At 67.6% G+C, this 20,086-nt stretch carries 18 protein-coding genes; 2 read left to right on the forward strand and 16 right to left on the reverse strand.

Going from position 1 to position 20,086, the window contains the following annotated elements; translation table 11 throughout:
* Window positions 1-28: 28 nt before the first annotated feature.
* The 5 genes from VV02_RS15750 to VV02_RS15770 all read right to left on the reverse strand — a co-directional run bounded on the left by VV02_RS15750 (window position 29) and on the right by VV02_RS15770 (window position 6,243).
* On the reverse strand, window positions 29-2,857 hold the full coding sequence (locus VV02_RS15750; protein ID WP_052592962.1) for a DEAD/DEAH box helicase: 2,829 nt from the start codon (window positions 2,855-2,857) through the stop codon (window positions 29-31).
* A gap of 47 nt (window positions 2,858-2,904) precedes the next feature.
* Complete coding sequence (gene tatC, locus VV02_RS15755) at window positions 2,905-3,717, reverse strand: twin-arginine translocase subunit TatC (RefSeq protein ID WP_245633102.1); 813 nt, start codon at window positions 3,715-3,717, stop codon at window positions 2,905-2,907.
* Window positions 3,718-3,763: 46 nt separating this feature from the next.
* Complete coding sequence (gene tatA, locus VV02_RS15760; RefSeq protein WP_052592964.1) at window positions 3,764-4,150, reverse strand: Sec-independent protein translocase subunit TatA; 387 nt, start codon at window positions 4,148-4,150, stop codon at window positions 3,764-3,766.
* 132 nt (window positions 4,151-4,282) lie between these two features.
* A complete protein-coding gene (locus VV02_RS15765; protein WP_052592966.1) occupies window positions 4,283-5,263 on the reverse strand; it encodes a helix-turn-helix transcriptional regulator in 981 nt (326 codons plus the stop codon).
* Window positions 5,263-6,243 carry a helix-turn-helix transcriptional regulator gene (locus VV02_RS15770; RefSeq protein ID WP_052592968.1) on the reverse strand — a complete coding sequence of 327 codons (981 nt, stop codon included), beginning with the start codon at window positions 6,241-6,243 and terminating at the stop codon, window positions 5,263-5,265. The genes VV02_RS15765 and VV02_RS15770 overlap by 1 nt, the downstream gene beginning before the upstream one ends.
* 41 nt (window positions 6,244-6,284) lie before the next feature.
* On the opposite strand from VV02_RS15770, the gene VV02_RS15775 reads away from it, so the two are divergent.
* Entirely contained in the window at window positions 6,285-7,469 is a 1,185-nt protein-coding gene (locus VV02_RS15775; RefSeq protein ID WP_052592970.1) for a DUF3866 family protein, read from the forward strand.
* Window positions 7,470-7,546: 77 nt separating this feature from the next.
* On the opposite strand, the gene VV02_RS15780 is transcribed toward VV02_RS15775, so the two are convergent.
* From VV02_RS15780 to VV02_RS26945, 5 genes are all read right to left on the reverse strand, one after another.
* Complete coding sequence (locus VV02_RS15780) at window positions 7,547-8,047, reverse strand: hypothetical protein (RefSeq protein WP_157063425.1); 501 nt, start codon at window positions 8,045-8,047, stop codon at window positions 7,547-7,549.
* Between the two features lie 107 nt (window positions 8,048-8,154).
* A complete protein-coding gene (locus VV02_RS15785; protein ID WP_052592973.1) occupies window positions 8,155-8,574 on the reverse strand; it encodes an FKBP-type peptidyl-prolyl cis-trans isomerase in 420 nt (139 codons plus the stop codon).
* Window positions 8,575-8,612: 38 nt separating this feature from the next.
* On the reverse strand, window positions 8,613-9,632 hold the full coding sequence (locus VV02_RS15790; RefSeq protein WP_169787700.1) for an FKBP-type peptidyl-prolyl cis-trans isomerase: 1,020 nt from the start codon (window positions 9,630-9,632) through the stop codon (window positions 8,613-8,615).
* 113 nt (window positions 9,633-9,745) lie between these two features.
* Window positions 9,746-11,107: a Pup--protein ligase gene (gene pafA / locus VV02_RS15795; protein WP_052592977.1), complete on the reverse strand. Its 1,362-nt coding sequence runs from the start codon at window positions 11,105-11,107 to the stop codon at window positions 9,746-9,748.
* A gap of 97 nt (window positions 11,108-11,204) precedes the next feature.
* On the reverse strand, window positions 11,205-12,137 hold the full coding sequence (locus VV02_RS26945) for a peptidoglycan-binding protein (protein WP_218917423.1): 933 nt from the start codon (window positions 12,135-12,137) through the stop codon (window positions 11,205-11,207).
* A 162-nt stretch (window positions 12,138-12,299) separates the two neighbouring features.
* Here VV02_RS26945 and VV02_RS15805 point away from each other — a divergent pair, with 162 nt between their 5' ends.
* On the forward strand, window positions 12,300-13,307 hold the full coding sequence (locus VV02_RS15805) for a Rossmann-fold NAD(P)-binding domain-containing protein (RefSeq protein WP_052592981.1): 1,008 nt from the start codon (window positions 12,300-12,302) through the stop codon (window positions 13,305-13,307).
* A 24-nt stretch (window positions 13,308-13,331) separates the two neighbouring features.
* Here VV02_RS15805 and VV02_RS15810 read toward each other — a convergent pair whose 3' ends face one another.
* From VV02_RS15810 to VV02_RS15835, 6 genes are all read right to left on the reverse strand, one after another.
* A complete protein-coding gene (locus VV02_RS15810; RefSeq protein ID WP_052592984.1) occupies window positions 13,332-14,039 on the reverse strand; it encodes a DinB family protein in 708 nt (235 codons plus the stop codon).
* 30 nt (window positions 14,040-14,069) lie between these two features.
* A complete protein-coding gene (locus tag VV02_RS15815) occupies window positions 14,070-15,947 on the reverse strand; it encodes an ABC transporter ATP-binding protein (protein WP_083450214.1) in 1,878 nt (625 codons plus the stop codon).
* Entirely contained in the window at window positions 15,944-17,926 is a 1,983-nt protein-coding gene (locus tag VV02_RS15820; protein ID WP_052592986.1) for an ABC transporter ATP-binding protein, read from the reverse strand. Before VV02_RS15820 ends, VV02_RS15815 begins: the two co-directional genes overlap by 4 nt.
* 176 nt (window positions 17,927-18,102) lie before the next feature.
* Complete coding sequence (gene prcA, locus VV02_RS15825; RefSeq protein ID WP_052592987.1) at window positions 18,103-18,990, reverse strand: proteasome subunit alpha; 888 nt, start codon at window positions 18,988-18,990, stop codon at window positions 18,103-18,105.
* On the reverse strand, window positions 18,987-19,823 hold the full coding sequence (gene prcB / locus VV02_RS15830; protein ID WP_052592989.1) for a proteasome subunit beta: 837 nt from the start codon (window positions 19,821-19,823) through the stop codon (window positions 18,987-18,989). Before prcB ends, prcA begins: the two co-directional genes overlap by 4 nt.
* Window positions 19,820-20,023, reverse strand: a complete 204-nt coding sequence (locus tag VV02_RS15835; protein ID WP_052592991.1) for a ubiquitin-like protein Pup — start codon at window positions 20,021-20,023, stop codon at window positions 19,820-19,822. The genes prcB and VV02_RS15835 overlap by 4 nt, the downstream gene beginning before the upstream one ends.
* Window positions 20,024-20,086: the final 63 nt, after the last annotated feature.

Below are 20,086 nucleotides of genomic sequence, written 5' to 3' on the forward strand. Positions count from 1 at the left end.
GCGCGCAGGCCGCGAGGGTGTCAATCGGTCAATCCAGCTTGTCGGCGGCGACCACGCCGCGCACGACGCCGTCGATGGCTTCCTTCGCTGTACGCCGGACCGCGTCACTGGGTGCGGCGTCGGCCACCTGACCGAGCAGGTCGGCCAGCTGCTTGCACCGGCGGACGAAGTCGCCCGCGGACAGATCACTGTCCCGCAGCACCGACTCCAACCGTTGCCCGCTGACCCAGCGGTGCACCATCCAGGCGATGCCCGGATCGGGTTCGCCCATGGGCGTGAGCCGGTGCGCACGCTGGCGTTCCTGGAGGTCGGACCACAGGCGTACGAGGTCCTCGCACGCACTCAGCACGACGTCGTTGGGCATCCGCGGGGAGACGTCGGTCTGCTCACGGCGAGGCTCGTGCACGAGGGTGCTGACCACTGCTGCGAGCGATGCCGCGTCGAGCCCACGCCAGGCGTCCGTGCGCAGGCTCTCGGCCGCGAGCAGGTCCTTCTCGGTGTAGATCCGCTGCAGCACGTGACCCCGCTCGGTCACCTCACGACCGTCTGGGCTGAGGTAGCCGAGCTCGCTCAGCAGGTCACAGATCCGATCGAAGGTGCGGGCGACCGTGTGCGTACGGTTGCCGACCTGGCGCTCGAGGCCGTCGGTCTCGCGTCGCAGCCGCCACCAGCGCTCGGCCCACCGTGCGTGGTCCTCGCGGTAGGGACAGTCATGGCAGGGATGCTCGCGCAGCCGACGTCGCAGGTCCGCGACCTTGGCCTCCTGCTCCTCGTCCTGCGCCTCCCGCTGCTCGCGTTCCTGACGGGCGGGCGGTGGGTCGTGCGGCACCTTGGCGCGCAGGGTCGCTGCCAGGTCGCGTCGTGACTTGGGGCTGCGGTCGCTGAAGCTCGCGGGGATCTTGAGGCTGGTCATCGGCGTGACCGGACCATCCACATCCGTCTCGGTCAGTCGGCGCACCTGCGCCTCCGACGTCAGCACCGTGGGCTCAGGCCCGCTGCGACGGCCACCGCTGTTGCCCTTGATGACGATCGCCAGGCCGGCGCGGCGTCCGGCGGGGATGCGGATCACATCCCCCTCTTTGAGCTCCTCGAGCGACCGCGCTGCCGCGGCTCGCTGACTGCTCGCCTTGGCCTTGTGCGCCTGCTTCTCCAGGTCGGCCAGCTCACGGCGCAAAGCGGCGTACGCCGCGAAATCTCCCAGGTGGCAGCGCATGGCCTCGGCGTAGCCCTCCAGGGCCTCCTCGTTGCGCTTGATCGCCCGAGCGGTGCCCACCACGCCCCGGTCGGCCTGGAACTGGGCGAACGAGGACTCCAAGACCTCACGCGCCCGGTCCCGACCGACCTGGGCGACGAGGTTGACCGCCATGTTGGACGTCGGCACGAAGCTGGACCGCAACGGATAGGTGCGGGTCGAGGCAAGACCGCCAACGGCGTGCGGGTCGAGTCCGCGGTTGTGCAGGACGACCGCGTGTCCCTCGATGTCGATGCCGCGGCGTCCGGCCCGCCCGGTCAGCTGGGTGAACTCGGCCGGCGTGATGTCGACGTGCGCCTCGCCGTTGTACTTGACCAGCCGCTCGAGCACCACGGTGCGTGCGGGCATGTTGATGCCCAGAGCCAGAGTCTCGGTGGCGAAGACCGCACGGATGCGGCCGGCCGTGAAGAGCTCTTCGACGATCTCGCGGAAGGTCGGCAGCATGCCGGCGTGGTGCGCCGCGAATCCGCGGCTCAGGCCCTCGACGAAGTCCCAGTAGCCGAGTACGCCGAGGTCTTCCTCGGGCAGGCTCGAGACACGCTCCTCGACCAGCCGGCGGATCCGGTTGCCTTCCTTCTCCGGGATCAGCTCAGTGCCCCAGGCGAGCAGCTGAGCGACCGCCCCGTCGCAGCCGGCGCGGCTGAAGATGAAGGTGATGGCCGGCAGCAGACCGTCACGGTCGAGCCGGTCGATGACCTCGGCTCGGCTCGGGCCACCGCCCGGCCGCGCCGGGCGCCCGCCCCGCGCGACTGCTGGTGTGTCGTTCCGGCCTCGCACCTGGCGACCTCGACGACCACGTGGTGCACCGGCGTCCTCGCGGCGACCGTGCCGGTCCGTGCGAGTTTCCAGACGCGAGATCCGTTGCAGGAGCTCGGGATTCACCTTGACGGGTGCATCTGGGTCACGCTGTGCGGTGGCACCGGCTTCCTCGACGAAGAGGTCAAGCAGGTCTCGGCCGACCATCATGTGCTGCCACAACGGGACGGGACGATGCTCCTCGACGATCACCTCGGTGTCGCCGCGCACCTCGCGCAGCCAGTCACCGAACTCCTCGGCGTTGCTGACCGTCGCCGACAGCGAGATCACCTGCACCGACTCCGAGAGGTGGATGATGACCTCTTCCCAGACCGCGCCGCGGAAGCGGTCGGCGAGGTAGTGCACCTCGTCCATCACCACGAAGCCGAGGTCGCGCAAGGTGGTGGACCCGGCGTACAGCATGTTGCGCAGCACCTCCGTGGTCATGACCACGATCGGTGCCTCACCGTTGATGGAGGAGTCGCCGGTCAGGAGGCCGACGTTCTCGGCTCCGTGGCGGGCCGCCAGGTCGGTGTACTTCTGGTTGGACAGCGCCTTGATGGGCGTTGTGTAGAAGGTCTTGCGACCCGTGTGCAGCGCGAGGTAGCAGGCGAACTCACCGACCACGGTCTTGCCCGAACCGGTCGGTGCTGCGACCAGCACGCCACGACCGTCCTGAACCGCGGCGCACCCGCGCAGCTGGAAGTCGTCCAGCGGGAAGGTGTACTGCTCAGCGAAGCGACCAACGTGGCTGCTGTCGAAGCGCCGGCGCTCGCGCGCAGCGGCATGACGTTCAGCGGGGGTGGGCATGAAACCGAGACTAAGCGGTCGCCCTGACCGCGTCGCGGAGGCTCGACTTAGAGCGGCGACGCCTGGTCGTCAGGCACGTCCATCCAGTCGGACCGCCCACGGCCTGCGCGACGCTTGTCCATGAAGATCGAGAAGGCGCACGCGAGGTAGTACAGGCCCACCATCGGTGTCGCGAGAGCCAGCATCGTCCAGGCGTCCGGGGTCGGGGTCATCATCGCGGCGAAGACGAAGATCGCGATGATGGCGATGCGCCAGCCCTTGAGCATGATGCGGCCCGGCAGGATGCGCGCCGAGTTGAGACCGACGAGAAAGACCGGCAGCAGGAAGGCGATACCGAACGCGAGGATGAAGCGGGTGCAGAACGTGAAGTAGTCGCCCGCCGGAGGCAGGTTGGCCGCGTCGTCGGGGGTGAACCCCAGGAGCACTTCGACAGCCTTCGGCAGCGCCCACGTCGCGAGGTAGCAGCCGATCAGGAAGAGAGGAACGGCAGCTGCCACGAAGTAGCGCGCGACGCGCTTCTCCTTCTTGGTCAGACCGGGCACCAGGAAGGCCCAGATCTGCCACAGCCAGACCGGGCTCCCGACGATGAAGCCGAGCCACATCGCAATCTTCAGGTGCAGAGTGAAGGCCGAAGTGATGCCGGCGTAGTTGAGCTTGACGAACTCGCTGTTGCGCTCTTTGGAGAGGTCCTGCAGCGGCTGGGTCAGGAAGTCGACCAACCAGTCGTAGACGAGCCAACCCACCACTGAGCCGGCCGCGATCGCGAGGGCAGCGATCAGCGCGCGGTTACGGAACTCACGGAAGTGGTCCGTCAGGGACATGCGTCCCTCGGGGTTGGCGTTCTTGCGGAGCAGCGCCATCTATCGAATCCGGAGGCTCAGTCGAAGTACAGGTGTCACGTCTCCGTCAGGACGCCTGGCCACCGGTGCCCGGACCACCCTGCTGCGGCGGGTGATACTGCGGCTGCTGCGGCTGAGTCGGGTCGTAAGGCGGCTGCGCGGGAGGCTGCGGCGCAGCGGTGTCCTGCGGAGCCGCGTTCTGCGGAGCCGGAGCCTCGCCGGGGACGGTGCCGCCGGCCGGGGCCGCGCCCTGCTGCGGGGCTGCCTCGCCCTGCACGGTCTGACGGGAGGCTTCGCTCTCCTTGTTCATCTCGCCCACCTCGCTCTTGAGGATGCGGGCGGAGCGGCCGAGGCTGCGAGCGGCGTCGGGCAACCGCTTCCAGCCGAAGACGACAACAACCACCAGCACCATGATCACCAGGTGCCAGCCGTCGAAAAGGCCCTTGATTCCCATGCTTCTGCTCTCCCTCGAGCTCGTGGACGCTTGCCCTCGGGCTCACGTTTGGTGCAACTCTCGTCAGTCTACGTGCGACCTGCCCCGGGCGTGACGCCGCGCACGTCACATCGTGGTCAAGCAGGTGAACTGTTATCGGCCAACGTCTAGCCGGTACGCCGCCAGGGCCTCTTCGGCGCCCGCCGTCACCTGCTCGGCGAGCGACTCGGGAGCCAGCACCCGCGCCTGTCCGCCGAGCCGCCAGACCAGGGCGCGAACCCAGGTCGGGTCAGCCGCGCGCAGCGAGACGAGGGTCCGTCCCTCGCCCAGATCCTTGATGTCATCGACCGGGTAGTACTCGGTCACCCAGGACGCGCCCGGCTCCAGCTCGAGCTGCACCTCGAGGTCCTCGGGGGCGGGCGTAAAGATCCCGTCGTCCAGGTCGCGGGGGCGCGCATCGGGCGGCGGGGTGCCGTCGACATCGAGGATCTCGGCACGCTCGACGCGGTCCAGCCGGAACAGTCGTACGGCCTGGGCCCGGTGGCACCAGCCCTCGAGGTACCAGTGGCTGTCGATGTTGACCAGCCGCATCGGGTCCACATCACGCTCAGTGGCCTCGTCGCGAGCCGCCACGAGGTAGCGCAGGTGGATCCGGCGCCGCGGGTCCTCCATGGCCTGACGGACGAGCGCGAGCGTCTCGCGGACGGACGTGTCACCCAGCGCTACCTGCACGCGGGTCGATCCCTCGCCGGTCTCGCCGGTGGCCTCGGTCAGCTTGGCCAGCGCCCGGTCGATGGCATCCCGCTCCCCCAGACCCGGCACCTCGGCGAGTGTGCGCAGCCCGACGATCAGGGACAGCGCCTCGTCCCGGCTGAGCCGCAGTGGCCGGGCGATGGTGTCGGCGTTGCGGAGGAAGACTCGACCCTCCTCCCACTCGGCCTCGATCAGATCGTCCGGCAGGTGACCGGGTGTGCCGCACAGGAAGAGGAGCTGGAGGTCGGCCTCGATCTGACTCGTCGTGACGCCGAGGTCGCGGCTGGCCTCCTCGATGTCGACGCCCTGTCGGTTGACCAGCCACGGGACCATGGTCAGCAGCCGCGACAACCGCGCGGTGGCGTTCTCGGGGGCGGTCATCACCTGGCCGCCTGGTGCAGGTCGCGGACGGCGACCAGCCGGCGTACGACACGTTCGACCAGTCCCTGCGGCTCAAGAGCGACGACGGCTGGGCCGAACGCGGCGATCTCGTTGGCCAGCACCTCAGCGTCGCGGAACTCGACCTCGAGCTCGCTCCAGCTCCCGTCATCGGCCACCCGGAGCGCACGACGCCGCAAGGTGTTGCCCGCGCCGACCCGCGCTCTCAGCCGGGCGGTCTGCGGCGCGCGCTCGTCCTGGGTGCCCGCGATCATCTCGACCGGGTCATGGTCGGTGGGGACGTCGTACGACGCCGCCTTGCCCTCCCGGGCAACCTTGCCCTCGACCCGGCTGAGTCGGAAGACGCGCGGAGCCTCGCGGTCGAGGTCGTGCCCGGTGAGGTACCAGTGGCCGTGCCAGCTGGTGATCGCCCAGGGCTGGACGCGCCGCGCCTCGCCCTGAGCGCCGCGCTTGCGGTAGGAGAAGCGGATCGGCTGACGCTGGACCACGGCGTTCTTGACGGCGTCGAACGCTGGCTCACTGGTGTTGACGCGGGGCTCCAGGGCGAGCACGGAGGCCGTGTCGCGCTCGATGTCCTGAGCCTGCAGCTTGCGCATCGCCTGAGCGGCCGGCCCGCCGAGGCTGGCCTGCTGCCAGGTCCGGCTCGCGAGGCCGAGCACCGCGAGCTCGTCGGCCTCGAAGGAAATCTCGGGCAGGGCGTACTCACGCTGGTCGATGCGGTAGCCGGGCTCGTCGTCGAAGTAGGCGTCCACCGGCTCGGTCTTTAGTGGGATGCCGAGCTCGCGCAGCTCGTCCTTGTCACGCTCGAACATCCGGTCGAAGGCCTCGTCGGACACGGCCTCGCCGTACTGCGGGACGGCGCTACGGATCCGCGCCTTCGACAACGGCTGGCGGGTGTAGAGCAGGCAGATCACCAGGTTGAGGAGGCGTTCGGTCTTGGCGGCCGGCGAAGGGGCAGGCATGCCCCGAACGCTACCTGAGGTTTCGCACTAGTGTGCGACGTGTGATCCAGTGGCGAGCCGGTGTCGTGGAGTCCGAACGCAACCGCTGGAGTGGCGCGATCGAGTACGCCGTCCGCTTGTCCGAGATCGACAGCACTGTCCGAGCCCTCGCCTACCCCGAGCTGGTGGGCGAGCCGGCCGTCGGGGACCGGGTGCTGCTCAACGTATCTGCTCTGGAGCGCGGGCTCGGTACGGGTGGGCTGGCTCTCGTGGTCGCCATCCCCGACCGGTTGCCGGCTGACTCCCCAGTGGGGCCGGGTCACATCGTCAAGGCGCGCTACACACCGACCCAGAGCATGCTGCTCGGTGTCGATGAGCAGGAGTCGCCGCACCACGAGCTGCTGCGCGACGCGGACTCGATCGACGGCATGCCCGTCGTGGTCGCCGATCTCCACTCAGCCGTGCCCGCGATCATCGCCGGCCTCCGCGCCGGCCCCGCTGATCGAGCAGAACCCGCTGGTCGAGTAGGCGAGCCCCCTGGGTCGAGCCGTATCGAGACCAAGGTGCCTCGCGTCGCGTACGTCATGAGCGACGGCGGCGCACTGCCGATCGCGTTCTCGCGCACGGTCGCGGGACTGCGTGAGGCCGAATGGCTCGTCGGCTCAGTGACCGTCGGACAGGCCTTCGGCGGCGACCTCGAGGCGGTCAACGTGCACACCGGACTTCTCGCGGCACGTCACGTGCTGCAGGCGGATGTCGTGGTGCTGTCCCAAGGCCCGGGCAACCTGGGCACCGGCACCCGCTGGGGTTTCTCGGGAGTCGCAGCCGGCGAAGCGGTCAACGCAGCGGCCACGCTGGGCGGTCGTGCTGTTGCCTCGCTGCGCGTGTCGGAGGCCGACCCCCGCGAACGCCACCGCGGCATCTCCCACCACAGCCGGACGGCGTACGGCCGGGTCGCCCTCTCCCCCGCCGACGTGCCAGTGCCGACCTTGGACGGCGAGCTAGGCGCACTGATCGACCGGCAGGCGACCGAGCTCATCGAGCAGGCAGGCGGCCGCCTGACTCGTCACGACATCAGGATCGACGGCCTGCGTGACGCGCTGGTCGCCAGCCCGGTGCGGCTGCGCACGATGGGCCGCGACCTCGACGCCGACGAAGCGTCCTTCCTCGCGGCCGCAGCCGCCGGTCGCTACACAGCCATGGTCCTTGCACGGTCGAGCACAGAGCGGGCCGACTCAGGTTCCTGAGCCGGCCCGCTCTGTGTCAGAAGATCGAGCGGCGCAACACGGCCGCCTGATATGCGTACTAGGTCACTCCGAGCGGATCACACTCCACACCAGAGTTGCCGCTCAATGTAGATCTTCTCAGCACCATCGAAAACGCCGATAATGTCCACATCGATCACGGTTCGCCACGTCCCCTTCACCACAATGCTGGTGCATCCGTTCTTGGTCGTGACCTTATTGCGCGAACCAGGCTTAAGGATTTTTGAGGCGGAGGCACGTTGTACCCACTTTCCGCCCTTTTTAGCCTGTAGCCAGATCGTCACCCGCGCCGTCTTGCCCGATCCCGCGTACTTCACCCACCAACCAGAACCCTGGGCCGCGTAATAGCCGCTCTTAACGAGCGTCGTGTCCCCAAAGGTCTTGTAAACACCCGCTCCCATCGGCTCAACCGACTGCGCCGGACTGACCGTTTGGACCCTTGAGTGCGCGTTCGAATCCGATGCTTTGGCGGTAACTGTGGTCGCCGCACCCGCGCTGCCTGCACTCGCAGCGGCAACCGCAAGGGAAGTGACCAAGACGGAAGTGACTCTGTGATTCATATAAGCCCCCTGTGATGTTCGAAACCGCCGGACTTGTGTGCCCGGCGGTTTCGACCATAGATCGGGTCGACCGATCGACCTGCATCAGCTTCCGGTTGTGGAAATCTTCAGCTCAGGCCGAAGGCAGATCCGGCGCCAGGCTTGTTGGTGCTGACCAGGTCGACGACGAAGATCAGCGTCTCGCCGCCCTTGATGGCGGCGCCGGCGCCGTGGTCGCCGTAGCCCAGCTCGGGCGGGATGACCAGCTTGCGGCGGCCACCGACCTTCATGCCGACGATGCCCTGGTCCCAGCCCTGGATGACCTGGCCGACACCGACCTGGAAGTCCAGCGGCGTACCGCGGTTCCAGGAGGCGTCGAACTCCTCACCCGTGGACCAGGCGACACCGACGTAGTGCGCCTTGATCTGGTGGCCGGCCTCGGCCGCCGGGCCATCGCCCTCGGTGATGTCCTCGACGACCAGCTCGGTGGGCGGGTTGTCGCCCGGGAAGTCGATCTCCGGCTTGGTCGTGGTGGGGTCGAACGGCATTGCTGCTCCTTGCGATTCGTCAGGTCAGGGTGCGGCGGTCAGATCGCTGCCAGGATGTCGACGACGAAGACCATGGTGTCCGTCGGCTTAATCGCCCACGACCCGTCCTGGTTCTTCTTGCCGGTCTTGCCATATCCCTCAGCGGGCGGCACAACAATCAGAACTCGACTGCCGACGGTTTGACCGACGAGCGTCTTGTCCCAACCTGCGATGACCTGACCCGCACCGATCTGGAACGGGACCGGCTGGCCCTGCTTGGCCGCAGCGTCGAAGACGGCGCCGCCCCACACCTGGCCGGTGTAATTGGAGAGCAGCTGCTGCCCTGCAATAACCTTCGGTCCCGTGCCCTTGATCAGCACCTGTGACTTGAGCGTCGTTGGGGGCTTCGAACCCTTGGCCACGGTGATCTTGGCCTGCTTCACCGGGCCTGCAGGCACGGAGACCTCGGGCATACCCGGATCGGTCTTGGCCTGAGTGCCCTTGACCTCGCTGAGCAGCTCAGTCGCATCGTTGACCTTGAGGTAGAAGATCATCGTGTCCTTGGCGGTGATCTTCATCTGCGGGTTGCCCTGCGGACCGAAGCCCTCGGCGGGCGGCACCGCGACGACGATCTCGCTGCCGACCTGCTGGCCCTTCAGCGCCTGGGTCAGACCCGGGAACGTCTTCTTGTCACCGAGGTTGAACGCCGCGCTCGGCTTGCCGAACGTCGTCTCGATGGTCTTGCCGGTGGTGCCGTTGACCGCGACGTACGAGACGTACGCGATGTCCTTGGCGGTCGTCTTCTTGCCGCTGCCGGGCTTGAGCACCTTGGTCGTGGTCTTGTTGACCTGGAAGGGCGCCTTGGCAACCTTCACGGCCGGAGCGTTCGGCTTCGGCGTACTGACGGAGACGTCACTGATCGGGGCCACCTTGTCGGGCGCGACGGTCAGCGGACTCGCCGGACTGGCCGAGCTCGACTTCGATGAGGACTTCGCGTCCTTGCTGTCGTCTCCGCAAGCGGTCAGAAGAGCAAGCGGGAGGATGCCGGCAGCAAGGAGCCGGACACGGGTGGAACGCACAGGTGAACCCTTGAGATCGGGGACGACGGGACAGCACACCATAACCCGCTCGACCTTGACGTTCGCTGGACACGACAGGCCTTGTCGTACGGCGACGGGTCAGGCGGTTCCGTTCACATCCCGTCGATGAGCCGCTGGACTCGTTGGTCGTGGGAGGAGAACGGGTCCTTGCACAGCACCGTGCGTTGGGCCTGATCGTTGAGCTTGAGGTGCACCCAGTCAACGGTGAAGTCGCGACGCTTCGCCTGTGCGGCCCGGATGAAGTCACCGCGCAGCTTGGCCCGGGTGGTCTGCGGCGGGAACGTCTTGGCCTCGAAGATCTCAACATCGGTGGCCACCCGGGCGGCCATGCCGCGCTTCTGCAGGAGGTAGAACAGGCCGCGGCGGCGGTTGATGTCGTGGTAGGCGAGGTCCAGCTGGAGCATCCGCGCGTCGTCCAGCCCGAGGCCGTGCTTGGCGGAGTACTGGTCGAGCAGCTTGTGCTTGATGACCCAGTCGATCTCGGTGTCGACCAGACCCAGGTTGCTGGTCTCGATGGCCGTCAGCGTGCGCTGCCACAGGTCCAGGACGCGCTTGATCAGCGGATCGGTCAGGCCCTGCTGGTCGACGTAGGTCTGCGCCTTCTCGAAGAACTCCATCTGCAGCTGCAGCGCCGACAGCTCGCGCCCGTTGGCCAGCCGGACCGGCTTGCGCCCCGTGACGTCATGGCTGATCTCACGGATCGCGCGGATCGGGTTCTCCAGGCTCAGGTCCCGCATGGCGACACCGTCCTCGATCATCCGCAGCACCAGGTCGGCCGAGCCGACCTTGAGCAGGGTGGTGGTCTCGCTCATGTTGGAGTCGCCAACGATGACGTGCAGGCGGCGGTAGCGCTCGGCGTCGGCGTGCGGCTCATCGCGGGTGTTGATGATGGGCCGCGACCGCGTGGTGGCGCTCGAGACGCCCTCCCAGATGTGGTCGGCGCGCTGGCTGACGCAGAACGTGGGGGTGTGGCCGAGCATGGTGATCTTGCCGGCGCCGCAGGTGATCTGACGACTCACCAGGAACGGGATCAGGATGTCGCTGATCTTCTGGAACTCACCCTGCCTGCTGATCAGGAAGTTCTCGTGGCAGCCGTAGGAGTTGCCGGCGGAGTCGGTGTTGTTCTTGAAGACGTAGATCTGACCCTCGATGCCCTCATCGCGGAGACGCGCCTGAGCGTCCTCCACCAGGCCCTCGATGATCCGCTCCCCCGCCTTGTCGTGCACGACCAGCTGATGCACGTCGTCGCACTCGGCGGTCGCGAACTCCGGGTGGCTGCCGACGTCGAGATAGAGCCGCGCACCGTTGCCGAGGAAGACGTTGCTGGAGCGGCCCCAGCTGACGACCTTGCGGAACAGGTAGCGCGCGACCTCGTCAGGCGTGAGCCGGCGCTGACCGTCGAAGGTGCACGTGACGCCGTACTCGTTCTCGATCCCGAAGATGCGCCGATCCATGTCACGACCTTAGTCGCGCAACCCGATCCGCGAACCCGAAGCCACGCGTCGAGGCGCCCCCTGCGGGCCTCGTGCGCGGCGTTCGGCCGGTGCCGTCTCAGCGGGTGAGCAGATCCCAGGTCTTCGGTCCCGGGTAGCCGTCTGCGCCACTGCCCGTCCAGCCCTGAGCCAGCTGGAAGTCACGCACGTTGAGGCGGGTCGCCTCGGTGAACAGGTCGTTCGGGCGGCTCGCATCATCCGGGTGCCGCGTGTAGCAGGCGCGGACGAGGGCCAGGTGGAGCATCCGGACGCTTGGGTCGGAGTGGCCGATCTGGAAGGCGTCGCGGCCGGGGAACGCCGGCGGCGTAATGCGGGCATCAGCCTCGGCACGCAAACCCGGTCCGGTGTTCTTGACCCAGTCCAGCAGGTCGGGTCCGGGGCACTCGGTGTCGTAGTGCGCGTGGTGGCTGCTCACCTCAAGCGCGTGCAGGATCCGACCGCCGCCCGGACGCGCCTCGGCGAGCACCTGGTTTGCCCGGCGGTACAGCGCGGCCAGCGCATCGAGGGCCTCCCTCGAGGGTCCGGTGCCCTCGCGGATGTGCACCTGCGCCGAGATGGCCGGCGTGTTGAAACCTTCGACGGCACCCGCCAGCAGGTCCCAGCCGCGTCCCTCGTAGATCTCGCCGTGCTGGGTGATCACGAAGTTGTACTCGATGCCGGGGCCGTCGTCGTCCTTGGCGATCTCGTGCATCTGCTTCGGGGCGCCAGGACCGTTCTCGATCTCGTCACCGGCAACGATGTCCTTCACCCAGTTGCGCTTGGGTCCCTGCCAGTGGACGACGAAGGTGGTCCGTTCGGCGCGGTCGACCTCCGGGACCGGCTTCGCCCAGCCGTCGAAGCCCCAGCTGTCCCGGGACTGGATGAGATCGTCGGCGCTGGCGTGACCGGCGAGGCTCAGTGCACCAGCTGCCGACAGAGCGGTTGCTGATGCGCCGATACTCACCGTCTTGATGAGGTCTCGACGGGACATCCCCGTGATTCGGTGACTCATGACTCTCCCTGTGGCACGTCGCGCCGGTCGATCCGAAGCTGCTGCCCGGTGTCTGACCTCCTCGGCACGCATCGGGTTCCCTTGCGTTGTCCGGCGGATGCTCGATCTGCTCAGAGCAAAGGAGGCTGGCGCCCGACTGGTCGTCTGTGATCGGCTTCCGCCATGAGACTTCTGGTGCTTGGTGGCACGGCTTGGCTCGGTTCGTACGCCGTACGCGAGGCACTCGCCCGCGGTCACGAGGTCGTGTGCCTGGCTCGCGGCGAGTCCGGTGCGGTCCCTGATGGGGCGACGCTCGTGCAGGGCGACCGCTCGACGGTGGAGGGCTACGGCGCCCTGTCGGGTGACTTCGATGCCGCGATCGATGTGACGCGGTTCCCGGTCCATATGCGAACAGCGTTGGAGGCATTGGCAACTCGCGTCAATCACTGGGTCTTCGTGTCGTCCTGCTCGGTGTATGCCACGCACGACGTCCCCGGCGCAGACGAGTCAGCACCGTTGCTCCCGGCGCTCGAAGGCGACGAGTGGACGATGGAGGTCTACGGGGAGGGCAAGGTGGCCTGCGAACAAGCCCTGCTGGACGCGGTCGGCCCGGGCCGCGCGACCATCGTTCGCAGCGGACTCATCGCAGGGCCTGACGACATCAGTGACCGAACGGGCTACTGGCCGCTGCGTTTTGCGCATCCGTCCACAGATGACGGATCGGTCCTCGTGCCCGACGCGCCTGACCTGCAGACAGAGATCATCGACGGTCGCGATCTGGCAGCCTGGCTGGTCACGTGCGCCGAGCAGACCACCGCCGGCATCTTCAATGCGTCCGGTCGGGCGCAGCCCTTCCCAGAGCTGATCGATGTCGTACGACGCACGGTCGGACATGACGGACCGACTGTGCTCGTCGACCAGGAGTGGCTGAGCGAGCACGGAGTGGAGCCGTGGGCCGGCGAGAACTCGCTGCCGCTGTGGCTCCCGCTCCCGGAGTACGCCGGTTTCATGGCGCGCTCCAGCGAGGCGGCGTACGCCCATGGCCTGGTCACCCGTCCCCTCGCCGAGACCGTCCGCGACGGCCTCGAGTGGGAGCTGCGCGCCGGGCCCGGACGCAAACGCAAGGCCGGGCTGAGTCCCAGCGCCGAGGCGGAGCTCATCGCCCAGAAGCGGCAAGAGGATGACGACTGACGAGCAGACATCCGTCGGTCAGTATCAGGCGCCCAGAAGCGTCAGGTCTCGGACGCAGAAGCGGTGGTGCTCCCATTCCTCGTTGAGCACCGTGCCCAGACACTGCAGCACAGTGCGCCCCCGCGCGTAGGGCGGCCAGCCCGGGTCATCGGGAATCGGAGCCGTCTCGGCCAGCTGCTCGGATGTCACTGACGCGAGCCACTTCTCGAGCTCGGCGGCCTGCTCGTCGCGCACCGCCAGCACGTCGTCGAGAGTCGGGTCGGCGCTCGGATCGATCCCCTGCTCCACCTGATCCGGGACGAGATCACCCGCCAGCCCGATGGACGTGAACGGGTCGGTCGAGCCGAGACAGCAACGCCGGAACCACGAGTCGTGCACGAAGACCAGATGGCGCAGGGTCTGCACCGCCGACCACTCGTCATTGGCGGTGCGGTGCTCGACGCCGGGGACGCTACGGGCTCGGTTGATGGTCATCACCCATTCCGAACGCAGCTGTCGCCAGCCCTCTCGCAGGTCGGCCGGATCGTCGGACCGGAGCAGCGGCCGCACCGGATGACGCCTGTCCAGCTCGGCGCCGACGTATGCCATCACCTCGACCTCGTTGACGACGAGGTTGGTGACCAGCCCGTTGATCTCGACGTCCTGCATCACGACGCCGACAAAGGTGGCCTGGCTGAGGTCGCACTCTCGGAACTGCGCGCCCTGCATGTCCTCGTCAACGAAACGCTTCATGGGCCGAGGCTAGGCACCGCCTCTGACAGCTCAGGCGAGCGAGGAGATCCAGGCCTCGTGCAGAGCGGCGTAGTGACCGCCCTTGGTGTCCATGAGCTGTGCCGGTGAACCGTCCTCCAGGATGCGGCCGTGCTCCAGCACGAGGACGCGGTCGGCCACCTCGACGGTCGACAGCCGGTGCGCGATGATCAACGCGGTGCGGTCGGCCAGCACGGTCTCCAGGGCGCGCTGCACGAGGCGCTCGCTCGGGATGTCCAGACTGGATGTCGCCTCGTCGAGGATCAGCACTGCCGGATCGGCGAGGAAGGCGCGCGCGAACGCGACCAGCTGACGCTGACCGGCTGAGAGCCGACCACCGCGCTTGGCGACATCGGTGTCGTAGCTCTGCGGCAGCGCCTCGATGAAGGTGTGCGCACCGACGGCCTCTGCCGCCGCGCGGACCTCCTCGTCGGAAGCGTCCGGACGACCGAACCGGATGTTGTCCGCCACAGTCCCCTCGAACATCACGTTCTCCTGGGTCACCATCACGACGTGATGGCGTAGCTCGTTCTGGGTCAGATCGCGCAGGTCGACGCCATCAAGCGTGAGCCGTCCAGCGGTCGGGTCGTAGAACCGACCCATCAGCTTGGCGATCGTCGTCTTGCCCGCACCTGTGGTCCCGACCAGCGCGATGGTCTGCCCCGCCGGGATCTCGAGCTCGAGATCAGGCAGCACCGGCCGGCCCTCGACGTAGGAGAAGCCGACATGGTCGAAGCGCACTGCACCCGCCACCTCAGCGAGGTGGCGCGGCTCTTCAGGGTCGTCCACCGCGGGCTTCTGGGCGAGCACGCCGGCGATCTTCTCCAGGGCCGAGGTCGCTGACTGGAACGTGTTGTAGAACTGGCTGACCTCCTGCATCGGCTCGAAGAACATCCGCAGGTAGAGCAGGAACGCGGTGAGGACCCCGATGGTCATCTCGCCATGGAAGACCCGCCAGCCGCCGTACAGGATCACCACACCGGTCGTGATGTTGCCGACCAGCTTGATGGACGGCATGAAAATCGCGAAGAGACGGAAGCCCTTCTCGTTGGCGTGCTGATAGCGGGTCGCGACGTCCTCGAAGATGTCCTGGTTGCGGCGCTCGCGGCGGTAGGCCTGCACCGCCTTGATGCCCGTCATCGTCTCGACGAAGTGGACGATGACGAGCGCGGCGTTCTCACGAACGGTCCGGAACGTCGTCGCCGACGCCCGGCTGAACCACCGCACAACCAGCAGCAGCACCGGGAAGCCGACCAGGCAGGCCAGGCCGAGCTGCCAGTCGAGAGTGATCAGCAGGATCGCCGTGCCGACCATCGTCAGGACTGCGGTGATCAGACCGTCGAACCCACTATCGGTCATCTCCTGGATGGCCTCGACGTCGCTGGTCGAGCGGCTCACCACGCGGCCCGAGGTGTAGCGGTCGTGGAAGCCGACGTCGAGCCGCTGGAAGTGCTTGAACAGCCGCCGCCGGACCTCGATGAGCACGTGCTGCCCGATCCGACCGGACTGCCGCAGGAAGATCACCCTGCTGGTCGCCTGGAGCAGCACGGCTCCGATCAGGGCAACGAGGACCAGAGTCAGGTTGTGACTGTCGGACCGGTCACGCAGGGGCGGCACGCCATGGTCGATGCCGATCTGGACCAGTCGCGGCACCGACAGGCGTGCGAGGTTCTCCAGGACGACCACGATGGAGAGTGCGGCGAGCACCCGACGGTAGGGCCGCAGCAGGTCGACGAGCAGCCGCTTGGCCTCCGAACGCATCGGAGCTGCGTCCTCGAGGGGTACGTCGTCCTGAGCCTCGACAAGCTGGCCGCGCCAGCGGTCCTCCACCTCGGGTGCGCTTGGCTGCTGGTCCTCGGGCCGATCGGTCGTCGTCTGGGTCTGGGTCATCGGCCGATCTCCTCGAGGTCTGCGTCAACGTCCGACCGGGCATCGTGCTCGTCATCGCGGCAGACATCGCGCACGGCGTGGTCGACCAGGCCACGCTCACGGGCCTCCTGGTCGTGCCAGCCACGAGTGACATCTGCTGGAACGGCACTGTCCGGGGAGTCCGCGCCGTCGGCCGCGAGCAGGTAGCGGTAGTAGGGCACGGTCGCCAACAGCTCGGCGTGCGTGCCGACGTGCGTAATCGTGCCGGACTCGAGCAGCGCGACCTTGTCCGCGATCAGCACCGTGGAGGCGCGGTGGGCCACGACGATGCCGGTCACGTCGTGCAGGATGCGGCGCAGCGCCTCCTCGACGAGGGCTTCGGTGTGCACATCGAGTGCCGAGAGCGTGTCGTCGAGAACCAGCACCTTGGGCTCGGACAGCACCGCTCGAGCCAGGGAGAGCCGCTGTCGCTGGCCTCCGGACAGGCTCATGCCCTGCTCGCCGATCCGGGTGTCGAGTCCGAACGGCAGCTCATACACGAACTGCGCCTGGGCGATGTCGATCGCGCGGTTCATGTCCGACTCGCTGGCGTCCGGTCGCCCCAGCGTGAGGTTCTCGCGCACGGACATCGAGAAGAGCGTGGGGTCCTCGAACGCCGTCGCCACCGTGCTGCGTAGCGAGGGCAGCGTCAGCTCACGGATGTCGACCCCGTCGAGGGTGATGCGACCCTCGCTGACGTCGTAGAGACGCGGGATCAATGAGGTGAGCACGGACTTGCCAGACCCGGTGGCACCGACCAGCGCCACGGTCTCACCCGGATGCAGGTCGAGGTCGACGTGGCGCAGCGTCCACTCGCCGGGCTCTGCGTCGGGGAACTGGAAGCCGACGTCCTCCAGGCGGAGGTGACCGAGCGGGCGTACGAGCTCGGTGTCGCCGTCCTCGATCGTCCTGGCCTCGTCGAAGACCTGCACGATGCGGTCGGCTGCGGTCATGGACTCCTGCGTCATGGACAGCAGGAATCCCAAGGAGGCGATCGGCCACACCAGCGAGAGCATCATCGTGATGAAGGCGACGAGCGTGCCGATGGTGATGCGTCCATCCCCCACCGCGACGGCGCCGAAGCCCAGCACGACGATCAGGGTGATGTTGGGGATGACCTCCAGCAGGGTCCAGAACCGGGAGGTCAGCCGGACCTTGGCCAGCTGGGTGTCCAGGAGCTTGGTGACGCGGTCGTCGAACTTGCTGTAGGCGTGCTCGTCCCGACCGAACGCCTTGATGACGCGGACCCCGTGTGCGCTTTCCTCGACGATGGAGGCGACGTCACCGGTCTGGTCCTGGGACAGCCTCGACAGACGGGTGTATTCCTGCTCGTTGCGCATGACCGTGATCACGATGGGCACCACGGACAGCAGCACCACGATGCCGAGCGGCCAGTACATCGCCAGGAGCAGCCCCGTCACGATGAGGACCTGCAGCATGTTGAGGATCAGGAAGACCAGGCCGAACCCGAGGAACCTGCGAATCACGCTGAGATCGTTCATGATTCGGGACAGCAGCTGGCCGGACTGCCACTGGCCGTGGAAGCGCATCGGCAGCTGCTGCATCTGCGCGTAGAGGTCCTTGCGCAGGTCGGCCTCGACGCCCAATGTCGCCCGGGCGACGACCCAGCGGCGGATGAACCAGAACACCGCCTCCACGATGCCCAGGACCAGCGCGACGCTGCCCAGCAGGATCAGACCGGTCTGGTCGCGGTGCGCGATCGGGCCGTCGATGACGGCGCGGGTGACCAGCGGCGTCACGATGCTGGTGGCGACCACCAGGATCGAGAAGACCAGCATGGTGATCCAGCGGGCCTTGTAAGGCGTGAGGTAGCGCGGAAGTCGCATCAGCGACGCGGCGCGATGCGTGCGGTGCGACGGTGGCAGCACCGCTGGTGCTGGACGTAGCCGCGGGACCGTGACGTGAGTTCTGACGTGGCCATCCCGTGGCGCGGCAGTCATCTGGTGTGCGTCCCCTCCTGAGTCGTTCATCCCCGTCCCGCCAGTATGGCGGCGACCACCGACACCAGTCACATGGGTTTTCAATGCGACTAGGCAGCCCACAGGGCAACAGTGCCGGTGGCCCAGCCATTCCCTGGCGGAGCTCAGAAGAGGGTCAGATCAGTGAAGCGGATCGGTCAGGCGTCGTCCGAGGACTCCTCGTCGGTGGCCGAGTCCGACTGCTGTGTCTCAGGATTGGTGCTCGCGAGACCTGCGTCCCCAGGCTCGACCGACTCACCGGACTCGCCCGTCAGGACGTTGTGGCTGCCTGGGGTCGGGTCGTCCTGACTGGGTACGTCGCTGGTCGGGTCGTCGTGGTTGAGCAGAGCCACCAGAAGCGGGCCACTGACCCGGCGGAACGTCCTCCGGGGGCGCTGCCGGTCCAGCACGGCAACCTCGAGCTGGTCGGGACCGAGCTCTCGCGGCTGCCCGTCCTGCGTCTGCTGACCGTCCTGGGCCTGCGCGCCGAGCAGCTCCACGGCCAGGCGGAGCACCGTGCCGAGATCAGAGCCTTGCTGCCAGCGCTCCTCCAGCCCACTCGTGAGCTGCTCACCCGCACCACCCATGGCGACGAAACCCGACTCGAACGCCACGGAGCCGTCATAGGTCAGCCGGTAGATCTGGTCGTCATCGACCGTGGCACCGACCTGAGCGACGACGATCTCCACCTCGTACGGCTTCTGCTCCTGGGTGAACACCGCGCCGAGCGTCTGGGCGTAGGCATTGGCCAGACCGCGAGCGGTCACGTCGCTGCGGTCGTAGGAGTAGCCGCGCATGTCGGCGTAGCGAACGCCGGCGACGCGCAGGTTCTCATACTCGTTGTACTTGCCGACCGCTGCGAAGGCGATGCGGTCATAGATCTCCGACACCTTGTGCAGCGCGCGAGAGGTGTTCTCGGCGACGAAGGCGATGCCCCCGTCGTACGCGACGACCACGACGGACCGGCCACGGGCGATGCCCTTGCGGGCGTAGTCGGCCCGGTCCTTCATCAGCTGCTCGGGCGAGACGTAGAACGGCATCGTCATCGCGCACCTCCAGGGTTGTCCCGACGGTCGGCCACGACCTGCTCGACCACCTGCTCCAGCTCGTCGTCGCCCAAGAAGCGGACACCGTCCTCGTCCAGGACGCAGATGGTGGGCCAGATGCGGCGCCCCAGGTCAGGGCCACCGGTCGCCGAGTCATCGTCAGCCGCGTCGTACAGCGCCTCGATGACCGCGCGCACCGAGTCCGCCTCAGACAGGTCGGGTCGCCAGAGCTTCTTGAGCGCACCGCGCGCAAAGAGCGAACCCGACCCGACGCTGTGGTGGTGCTGCTCCTCGTAGCACCCGCCCGTGACGTCGTAGGAGAAGATCCGGCCGGCGCCGGCCGCCAGGTCGTAACCGGCGAACAGCGGCACCACGGACAAACCCTGCATGGCCATCCCGAGGTTGCCTCGGATCATGGTGGCCAGGCGGTTGGCCTTGCCCTCGAGGGACAGCAGTGCGCCCTCGATCTTCTCGTAGTGCTCCAGCTCGACCTGGAACAGCTTGACGACCTCGATCGCGATACCGGCGGTGCCGGCGATCCCGACCGCGGAGTATTCATCAGCCGCGAACACCTTCTGCATATCGCGGTTGGCGATCAGGCTGCCCATGGTGGCCCGCCGATCACCCGCCATCAGGACGCCACCGGCGTAGGTCGCAGCAACGATCGTGGTGCCGTGCGGCGCGTCGAGCGTCATCCCCGCTGGCAGCGTGTGTGCCGACGGGACCAGGTGTGGTGCATGGCTGGCCAGGAACTCAGAGAAGGAGGAGCTGCCCGGGCGCGTGAACGCCGAGGGCAGGCGACCGCTGTCATCGCCTCCATGTCCTGCGCTCACTGGCCGCCCTTCTGGACGAAACCGCGCACGAACTCCTCGGCGTTGGACTCCAGCACCGAGTCGATCTCGTCCAGCACACCGTCGGTGTCCTCGTCGAGTCCTTCCTTGGTGGCTGCGCCGGCGGGGGCTGGGGCGCCGTCGTCCTCGGGCCCGTCATCGTCATCCCGTCGCTGCGGGCTCTTGTAGTCCTGAGTAGACATGTGCGGCCACCTTCCGTCGTTGTCCTGTCATCACCCTAACGAGCGGGACCGTCAGCGACCTCC

The organism is Luteipulveratus mongoliensis (assembly GCF_001190945.1).
GTDB classification, from domain to species: Bacteria; Actinomycetota; Actinomycetes; order Actinomycetales; family Dermatophilaceae; genus Luteipulveratus; species Luteipulveratus mongoliensis.